At 43.7% G+C, this 10,313-nt stretch carries 2 protein-coding genes; one reads left to right on the top strand and one right to left on the bottom strand.

Annotated features, from left to right (window positions below; translation table 11 throughout):
• Positions 1-32 precede the first annotated feature (32 nt).
• On the bottom strand, positions 33-1,274 hold the full coding sequence (locus ABLA85_RS11525) for an MFS transporter (RefSeq protein WP_367964227.1): 1,242 nt from the start codon (positions 1,272-1,274) through the stop codon (positions 33-35).
• A gap of 483 nt (positions 1,275-1,757) precedes the next feature.
• Between ABLA85_RS11525 and ABLA85_RS11520 the strand changes: the two genes are divergently transcribed.
• Positions 1,758-10,313: amino acid adenylation domain-containing protein (locus ABLA85_RS11520; protein WP_367964225.1), on the top strand; the 8,556-nt coding region annotated here is incomplete at its 3' end.

The following is a 10,313-nucleotide window of genomic DNA, read 5'->3' as shown; positions in this document are numbered from 1 at the left end:
ATTTGTTCAGGCATCATGGGTGCCATTCTAAGTCATTTTGTAACTTTATTTTGTTGAATTGAATTTTGTTGAATTGAAAAAAGCCAGCATGTTATTCCAGCCACTAAAGAAACAATGATGATTAAACTCCAGGTACTCACATATCCTTCTGATTGAATATAAGCACCGATTAAAATATAGGTAGGCATAAGAAGAACGTGTCTGATTGTTGTCAATATCCCGCTTATACGCCCACGATGGCTGCTTGGAGAGTGATTAGCCAAATATACACTTTCTTTGGTTAAAAGTAGAATTTCTCCAATAGCAAGGAAAAACCACGCGATAAACTGCATACTGACTGAACTATAAAATAGTATCAAACTATACCCTAGTGCAAAAATAAAACCGGAGATGGAAAGACTTTTAATGTCGCATAAATTTGACGTTAATCTGATTATTGCCGGTGTAATAATAACTACTAAGATGCTTACAAATGTCATTAATTGTCCGTATAAGATCGGACCTTGCTTGTCAAATATATGGCTTAAATAGAGGGGAGTGGTTATTGTCATTTGATTTAAGGCAAACCAAAGAAAGGTACACAAGACCCCGAAAATAAGTAATCTGGGTCGCTCCTTAAACACCTTCCATACTGAACCGTCAGTCGCTTTTTCAAGTTCTGAAAGTTCTATTTCACTGGTTTTATGATCGCGAATATGATTGCTTACACCGAATAAAACGATGAGAACAGCGATTAAGCTCGCAATCCCATTTCCCCAAAAAACCCAGGCCGTAAAGTTCCAAAAAAGGTAGCCAGCCAATATAGGTCCAATGCCGGAGCCTAAGCTGTATGCAAGGTAACTTAATGACATGACAGCACTGCGATTATTTGGAGACGATATACCTGCAACAAGTGCATTACTGGCAGGAATAGACACGCCATATAAGGAATAGCTTAGAAAAAGTAAAACAGGAAGCATCACAGGCCAGTCTGAAAAAAAACCGCTAACGATTAGAACCAATGAACCGGCAATTTCTCCATATACCATCACTCTTTTATGCCCGAAAGAATCAGCTATTTTACCGCCAATAAGACTACCTATAAGAAAAAGCGCAGTTATTCCCATAGCTAACCCGCCGGCTATTGTTGTTGAGTACCCCAGTTTTTGTGTTAGCAAAAGAATAATGAATGGTATAATAAAATTTCCAAGACCAAGAACAAATTTTGCTAATGCAATAAAATATATATCTTTAGGTAATCCTCGGTACATCAATAATGGCGTAAAAAGCTTCATGGGTATTTACATTTCCCTATTGTTTGAAAAAATTGTTTTATTGGAAAAGGAAGGGCTCAACGTTAAGAATTTTATGCGAAAAGGTAATGATAACATATATGTTAAATGTATCATGCTAAATATCATATGATTTCAATTCAGGAAAACAAACAAAAATATCAACAAGTATAATGAATTTCATGATGCTGATTGATTATATGACATCTCAATATTTAAAATTAAAAAACATTCACTAACAATAAACTAACCATCTATTATTAAATGTATAATATAATTAATTTGGTGTTTATTAAAATATATCTATTGTGAATTTAAATTTAAGACTTTTAATGATGAAATAGTGATATAAACCTCAAATAAATCAATATCAAACATGTGATAAAGTTAAAGTGGTCGCAAGAAAAAACGAATTAATGATTGCTTCGGTTTTTAAATCTTAGGTATTTTGTGTTCTTTTTGATATTATTAACAGAGGAATTATAAATGAAAAATGACAAGGTGATGACTTCGGAAAACAGACGTGATAATAAATATTTATCGACATCAAAAAAACACATGCGGCCAGATCATCATACTTCTGTAAACAACCATATATCAGTATATTATAATCTAAGCGGTATTTTAAATATTGAGCTATTTCACCAGGCCTTAAATGTTTTATTGATTCGGTATGATGCATTATTATCAACATTAGTTGAAGATGATCATGAATCAGTGATTAATACTCTGAGTAATAATATTGAATGCCTTTTTTTAATTTCTGATATTCGCACCTCTGATGACAAAGAAAATAAGGTTGCTCAGATTATTGATAACACACTTAACACTTCTTTTAATCTTGCTAAGGGACCCTTGTTAAGGGTGTTATTAGTATTATTGAAAGATGATGAATATATCTTTCTGTTAAATATTCATCCTATTATTGTTGATAATTTATCTGTTAAAAACATAATTAATGAATTATGTGTCATTTATAATGACCTGCTGAATCATCGAACGCTTTCTTTACCTCTTATTGCTCAACACGAAGCTAATGAAATTAGCTGGACTGAAGAACGGATATCAATACAACGTGAATATTGGCAGCAACAACTTGCTGATGCCCCTCCTTTACTCACCTTACCGACAATATCTCCCAGACTTAATCAGTTATCCTCAAAAGGAGATACCTGTTCGTTTACTCTCGATAAAGAATTCACAAATCAGCTTAAACAAATTAGCCAAGAACACGGAATAACACTGTTAGAGACAATCATGACGGCTTGGGCGATTGTGCTTCATCGCCTTTCAGGGCAGGGCAGTATCATCATAGGAACCTCCTTTACGGATAGAAATATAACAGGAACAGAAAAAACGGTGAGGCCCTTAGCCAATATTTTACCAATACGGATTGATATTGATGATGATGCCACCGTTGCAGAACTGTTTGCACAGGTAAATCAGACTGTTATTGATGCGCAAAATAATCAGGATATTCCGTTTAAGCACCTTATTGAAATCATCAATCCGGGATCTCATGTCGCTGATTCACCTATTTTTCAGGCTATCATGACCTGGCCAGATTTTTATGATGGGGAGTTTGAACTGGAGGGAATCAAAACGTCACTCATGGGTTACAGATCTAATTGTATAAAATCAGATATTGAGCTGTTTATATTCCACCGAGATGATGAGCTTATCGGGGGAATAACCTATGCTACAACACTGTTTGAAAAACAAGCTATAGAACGCCAGATAAGTTACTGTCTTACTGTGTTACACACTATTACAAACAATGTGACTCAGTGCCTTAAAGATCTCGATATTCTGTCAGCAACTGAGAAAGAACTATTATTAAATCAATGGAATGACACCGCGGGTTATTATCCTTCAGAATATTGTATCCATGAATTATTTGAGCAACAGGTGACAAAAACACCAAATGCACCTGCATTGGTATTTGATGATCGTATTCTGAGTTACGCTGAATTGAATCAACAGGCTAATCGTTTAGCCCATCGGTTGATTGTTGAAGGGGTAGTGCCGGATAGTTGCGTAGCTATCTGCGTTGACCGAACACCCCTGATGGTTATTGGTTTGCTGGCAATACTCAAAGCGGGCGGGGCTTATGTGCCGCTTGATCCCAGTTATCCATCAGTACGTCTGCATTATATTCTTGATGATGCTGCTCCTGTTTTGCTATTACATGATGGTATCGGTGCAGATAAGTTGTATGACATCTCTGCGACAAAAAAACAGTTGGATATTGGTACTGTTCTGTCGGAGGACGTTGAATTTTCGGCAGAGAATCCCTGTGTTATGGGACTCAGTTCACGTAATCTGGCCTATGTTATCTATACCTCAGGCTCAACCGGCAACCCGAAAGGTGTACAGAATGAGCATCGCAGTGTGATAAATCGGTTGTATTGGATACAGCAAACTTATCAACTCACTCCTGATGACGTGGTTTTGCAAAAGACCACGTTTAGCTTTGATGTTTCTGTTTGGGAGCTGTTTTGTAGCTTCATAAGTGGTGGCAAAATGGTATTGGCCACTACAGCACAACAGAAAAACCTCTCTCAGTTAATTGAACTCATCAGTCAGGAGAAGGTAACCACTCTGCATTTTGTGCCTTCGGTGTTGACCGCATTCTTAAAAGAACCGGACGTGGCCCGTTGCTTAACGCTAAAACACCTGTTTTGCAGCGGCGAAGCGTTACATCCGATTACAGTGAAGCAGTGCCAGGCATTGATGCCTTGGGTCAGGATATACAATTTATATGGCCCGACTGAAGCTGCGATCGATGTGACATACTGGCATTGTCCCGATCATTTTGAGGGCCAGGTGGTGCCGATAGGCAAGCCCATTACCAATTCCCGTATTTATTTATTAGATAACCAACATCGGTCGGTCCCTTTGGGGGCGATTGGTGAATTATATATTGGTGGTATCGGTGTTGCCCGCGGTTATCTGAATCGACCAGAGCTAACAGCAGAACGGTTTCTGACAGATCCTTTTCATTCAGAACCGGATGCCCGCATGTACCGTACTGGCGATTTAGCACGTTATGATAATGACGGCAATATTGAATATCTTGGGCGTAATGATCATCAGGTCAAAATTCGTGGTTTTCGTATTGAGTTAGGTGAAATTGAAACTTGCCTTGAAATCCATCCGTCTGTGCAGCAAGCGGTTGTTGTTGCCTATGCAGAGAATGGGGAGGATAAACGGCTGGTGGCTTATATCGTCTTGGTGCAAGGTAATGAATCTGATCAGATTACGGCAGAATTACGTCAATATCTGTTGTCTGTACTACCCGAATATATGGTGCCGGCTGCGTTTATGGTGATGACACATTTCCCACTGACGCCTAATGGTAAACTTAATCGAAAGGCACTACCGGCACCAGATACCACCGCTTATCAGCGTCAGTATTATCAGCCCCCCCAAAGCGAAACAGAAAACCTGTTGGCAGAGATGTGGAGCCAATTACTGAGTATCAATAAAATCAGTCGATTTGATAACTTCTTCGCACTAGGTGGTCATTCGTTGTTAATAGTACAACTAATGGGATTGTTGCGGGAGAAAGGCTATACCACACAACCTGGTGCGCTGTTTTCCAGCCCGGTATTGGCAGAACAGGCCGCTTTGCTGACAAAAATGGATGATACCTTTGCTATTCCGCCAAATCTGATAAGCCATGAGTGTGAACGGATCACGCCGGAAATGTTACCGTTGATTGATATAGAACAGGCAGACATTGATAGGCTGGTCAGTCAGGTGCCAGGGGGAATCGCCAATATTCAAGATATTTATGCCCTGTCACCATTACAGGATGGCATTTTATTCCACCATCTGTTGAGGGAAAAAGGCGACCCGTATCTGCTAACCAATCGAATAATTTTTGATAGTCGATCGTTGCTGGATCGCTATCTGGCCGCAGCTCAAAAAGTGGTTGATCGACATGATATCTTGCGCACCGCTTTTGTTTGGCAAGGGTTATCAATCCCGGCTCAGGTGGTTTGGCGTCAGGCGCTTTTGTCCGTGATTGAGCTGAAATTAGACCCTGCTGATGGGGCCGTCCATGACCAGCTTATTCAACGTTTTGATCCGCTTCATTATCGTCTTGACTTGGGGCAGGCACCGCTGCTGCGTTTTGTGGTAGCCCAGGAAGCTGATGGCCGTTGGGTCGCATTACAATTGCTGCATCATCTGGTTGGCGATCATGTAACGATGGAGGTGATGAACCATGAAGTTCAGGTCTGTTTTGCTGAACAGGAAGATAGCCTGTCTGCTCCAACGCCTTTCCGCAATCTGGTTGCCCAAGCCCGATTGGGGGCCAGCCAGACAGAGCATACCCGTTTCTTTACCGACATGTTGGCGGAGGTGGAGGAACCAACGTTGTCATTTGGGGTAACGGAAGTACACAGTGATGGCTCTCAAATGATGGAATATCACCAGATGCTGGCGGCCGCATTGAATGACCGTTTGCGTACTCAGGCCAGACGGTTGGGAGTGAGTTTGGCTGCCTTGTGCCACCTTGCCTGGGCGCAAGTGTTATCGCGTACCAGCGGGCAGGAAAAAGTGGTATTCGGTACTGTGTTGTTTGGACGTATGCAGACGGGGGAAGGGGCCGGCAGCGGGATGGGATTATTTATCAATACCTTGCCACTGCGTTTAGATATCAATGAGACTCCGGTACGGGATAGTATCCGGGCAGTTCATAACCGTCTGGCCGGATTGCTGGCACACGAACATGCTTCGCTGGCGTTGGCTCAGCGTTGCAGCGGAGTTGCCAGTGGCATGCCATTATTCAATACTTTGTTGAACTATCGGTATAACTTACTGCCAGAGGGTTCGGATAAGACTTTGGTTGGCGTTAAATTTCTGGGTGAACAGGAACGTACTAACTATCCGTTTGCCTTGTCAGTGGACGAGTTTGGTGACGCATTGGGTCTGACTGCTCATGTTGTACAGCCGTTTGACCCGGCAAGAATATGCAGCTATATGCAGCAGGCACTGGAAAGTTTGGTGGAGGCACTTGAACAGGCCCCGGAGACACCAGTACGGACATTAGAAATTCTGCCTGAAACTGAACGGACGTTGTTGTTGAAAACCTGGAATGCGACGGAGACAGCGTATCCCGATTCGTTGTGTATTCATCAATTATTTGAACAGCAAGTGGAGAGAACTCCGAATGCAACAGCGTTGGTATATAAAGAACAGACGCTCAGTTATGCGGAACTGAATGCTTGTGCTAACCGATTAGCCCATCAACTGGTCGCGTTAGGTGTTGTACCAGAGCAACGAGTAGGCCTTTGTGTCACACGGTCACTGGCTATGGTGGTGGGATTGCTGGCGGTGCTGAAAGCGGGTGGGGCATATGTACCACTGGATCCTGCCTATCCAAGTGAACGTTTAGTGCATATCTTAAATGATGCAGCCCCGTTAGTGCTGTTGGCTGATAGGGCAGGACAAACGGTGTTGGGGAAGAAAGTACTTGCCGACTTTATGGTTCTTGACCCCAATATTCTGCCTGACCAGTTGGACGATAATCCATTAGTTGTGACATTAATGCCATATCATCTGGCATATGTGATTTATACTTCCGGCTCTACGGGGATACCTAAAGGGGTGATGGTAGAACATCAGGCGGTTTACCAGCGTATCCTGAGCCTTAGTGAGATCTATACAGTCACGCCCCAAGACCGGATACTGCAATTCTCATCGTTTTCATTTGATGGGTCTGTCGAAGAGTTTTTCTCGTCATTATGTAATGGCGCCACGTTGGTGATTCGTGAGGATAACTGGTTGTCTTCTATGCAAGAATTTATTGCCTTGACCCAACAGTACCGTATTACGGTCATGCCTTTGCCAACCCTGTTTTGGTCTGAATTAGCCACCAGAGATATTACATTGCGGCTGCCGGATTGCCTCAGATTAATAATTATTGGAGGTGAAACGGTAAGAAAGAAAGCTATTCAGGATTGGTTTACACGTGGAACTCATCATCCACTGTTATTGAATACTTATGGCCCGACTGAAAATACCGTAGTTGCAACTTATCAAGAAATATTATCCCCGAAAGATGTTTGTTCAATTGGCCGGCCAGTAAGCCACTCTTGTATTTATTTACTGAACAGAAACGGACAGATCGTGCCATTAGGTTGCATTGGAGAAATGTATATTGGTGGTGCGGGTGTAGCCAGAGGTTATTTGAACCAGCCAGTACTGACGTCTGAACGTTTCTTGTCTGACCCGTTCAGTGATAGCCCCAATGCGCGGATGTATCGAACAGGGGATTTGGCGCGTTACTTACCGGATGGCAATCTGGAATTCCTGGGCCGCAATGACTATCAAATCAAAATCCGGGGCTTTAGGGTAGAACCCGGAGATATTGAGGCACGATTGACTGAGCATCCGGCTGTGAGTGAAGCGGTGGTGCTGGCATTGGGAGAAGGGCAGGAGCAGCGTTTGGTTGCCTATGTTGTGGCTGAGCCTGATGACGGATTGGCTAAGCGTCTGCGTGATTACCTAAGTGCTCTTTTGCCTGATTATATGGTGCCGGCGGCCTTTGTCCGTTTAGAATCACTGCCGTTAACACCAAATGGCAAGCTGGACCGTCGCGCATTACCGGCTCCAGATGATAAGGCTTTTGCCCGTCAGATCTATGAAGCGCCACAAGGAGAAATGGAAATTGCTCTGGCCGCTATCTGGCAAGAATTGTTGAAAGTGGAGCCGGTAGGGCGACATGATAATTTCTTTGCCTTAGGGGGGCATTCGCTGCTGGCAGTACGGATGATGAGCCGGATAGTGGCCTTGGGTGTTGAATTACCGTTGACCACATTATTTAAGTCCCCGACTTTGGCTGCTTTTACTGAGGAGATAAAGGGGCGATTTGGGGATCAGAAAGTCAGACTCCCCTCTATCCTGCCGGTCTCTCGTGGAGATCAATTACCGTTATCATTTGCTCAACAGCGTCTATGGTTTTTAGCCCAGTTTGAGGGGATCAGTGAAATCTATCATATCCCGATAGCTCTGCGTTTGCATGGTCAGCTTGATGTTACTGCCTGGCAGCAGGCACTTGATGCTCTGCTTGCCCGCCATGAGGCTTTGCGTTCGGTCTTTATCACGATTGATGGTCAACCTCAGGTTAAATTATTACCGGCAGAATCGGGCTTGCCGATGAAAAGATATGATCTGCGTAAAGTTGCTGATATGCATGAACAGCTTGAGCATTTATGTGTACAGGAAACAGAAGCATCATTTGATCTTACCGAGGGGCCCTTAATCCGCGCTAATCTGATACAACTGACTGATAACGATTACGTCTTTTTGCTGATTCAACACCATATCGTGTCAGATGGCTGGTCTGTTGGGGTGCAGATGCGTGAGTTAAGCGCCCTCTATGCCGCTTTTCTGACAGGGCAACCCAATCCCTTGTCACCGTTGTCAATTCAATATCCTGATTATGTGGCATGGCAGCGCCAGTGGTTATCGGCAGAACGGATACAAATTCAGTCCGATTATTGGAAGATGAAGCTGGCCGATACGCCCATCTTGCTGGATTTACCGACTGACCGGACCCGCCCATCTGAACAATCGTTTTCCGGGAATGCTGTCTCTATCAATCTGGGTACAGAATTAACGACATCTCTCAAACGTTTGGGGGAGCAACACGGTGTCACACTATTTATGATTCTGTTATCGGCCTGGGCCATGGTTTTGTCACGTTTGTCGGGTCAGGATGATGTTGTGATAGGCACCCCAAGTGCAGGCAGAAATCGTCAGGAAACAGAATCGCTAATCGGGTTTTTTGTTAACACGCTGGCCTTACGTATCGATTTATCGGGGGCGCCAGGTGTAACCGAATTGCTTATGCGTGTCCGGCAAACTGCACTGGCAGCACAAGAACATCAGGACCTGCCGTTTGAACAGGTGGTGGAAATTGTGCAACCACCGCGTAGATTAGCCCATACGCCGCTGTTTCAGGTGATGTTTGCCTGGCAAAATTTTACCGGACAAAGCCTTACCGGGCAAAACAATGAGTCTCAGGATTGGGAATTGCCGGGACTGGCTGTCACCCCCATGAATCAGGTCGTTAATAAAGTTAAATTTGATCTCGAACTGAACTTATTTGAGGAGAATAAGCAGATAGTTGGAGCACTGCATTATGCTACGGCTTTGTTTGATCAGCCAACCATAGAGCGGCATATCGGGTACTTACATACAGTCTTGCAAGCGATGGTGGCTGATCATCAACAACGGATCACGGAAATCAATATCCTGTCGCCAGTGGAGCGCAGGTTATTGCTGGAAACGTGGAATACAACTGAAACCTCATATTCTGACACATTGTATGTTCATCAGTTGTTTGAACAACAGGCAGAGAAAACCCCGGATGCAACAGCGCTCGTGTATGAAGAACAAAAATTCAGTTACGCGGAACTGAATGCCTGGGCTAATCAGCTAGTACATCAATTGATCACGTTAGGTATAACCCCTGATCAGCGGGTAGCGGTTTGTGTAACGCGTTCACCAGCGATGGTGGCAGGATTGTTGGCTGTGTTGAAATCGGGCGGAGCTTATGTACCTCTGGATACTGATTATCCGCGTGAACGCCTGGCGCATATTCTGACGGAGGCAGAGCCTGCTATCCTGTTGGCGGATAAGGCCGGACGTCTCGCTTTGGGTGAGAAAGCCATCGCTGATTTAACGGTACTCGATCCTAATGTGTTGCCAAACCAGCCGGAGAACAATCTACAGGTACTCAATTCACAGATACACCATCCACAGGTATCTAATCCACAGGTACTTGCCCTGACTCCCCAGCATCTGGCGTATGTGATTTATACCTCCGGTTCTACCGGTACGCCAAAAGGCGTGATGGTTGAACATCAGCAACTGGTCCATCAAATTACCGCACTGAGCAGGAAATGGTCGTTTAGTGCGTCTGATCGGATATTGCAGTTCTGCAATCCTTCTTTTGATGTCTGTGCATCAGAAATATTTTGTGCACTAACCCAGGGTGCAGAACTCGTATTGCGGACAAATCAGTGG

Origin of the sequence: Xenorhabdus sp. SGI246 (assembly GCF_040838225.1) — a bacterium.
GTDB lineage: Bacteria > Pseudomonadota > Gammaproteobacteria > Enterobacterales > Enterobacteriaceae > Xenorhabdus > Xenorhabdus indica.
Note: the sequence above shows the minus strand (reverse complement) of the source record. Positions and strands in the feature narration are given on the sequence as shown.

Coding starts and splice junctions, on each gene's coding strand:
- ABLA85_RS11525 (WP_367964227.1), bottom strand. CDS start 1,274: ATGAAGCTTTTTACGCCATTATTGATGTACCGAGGATTACCTAAAGAT.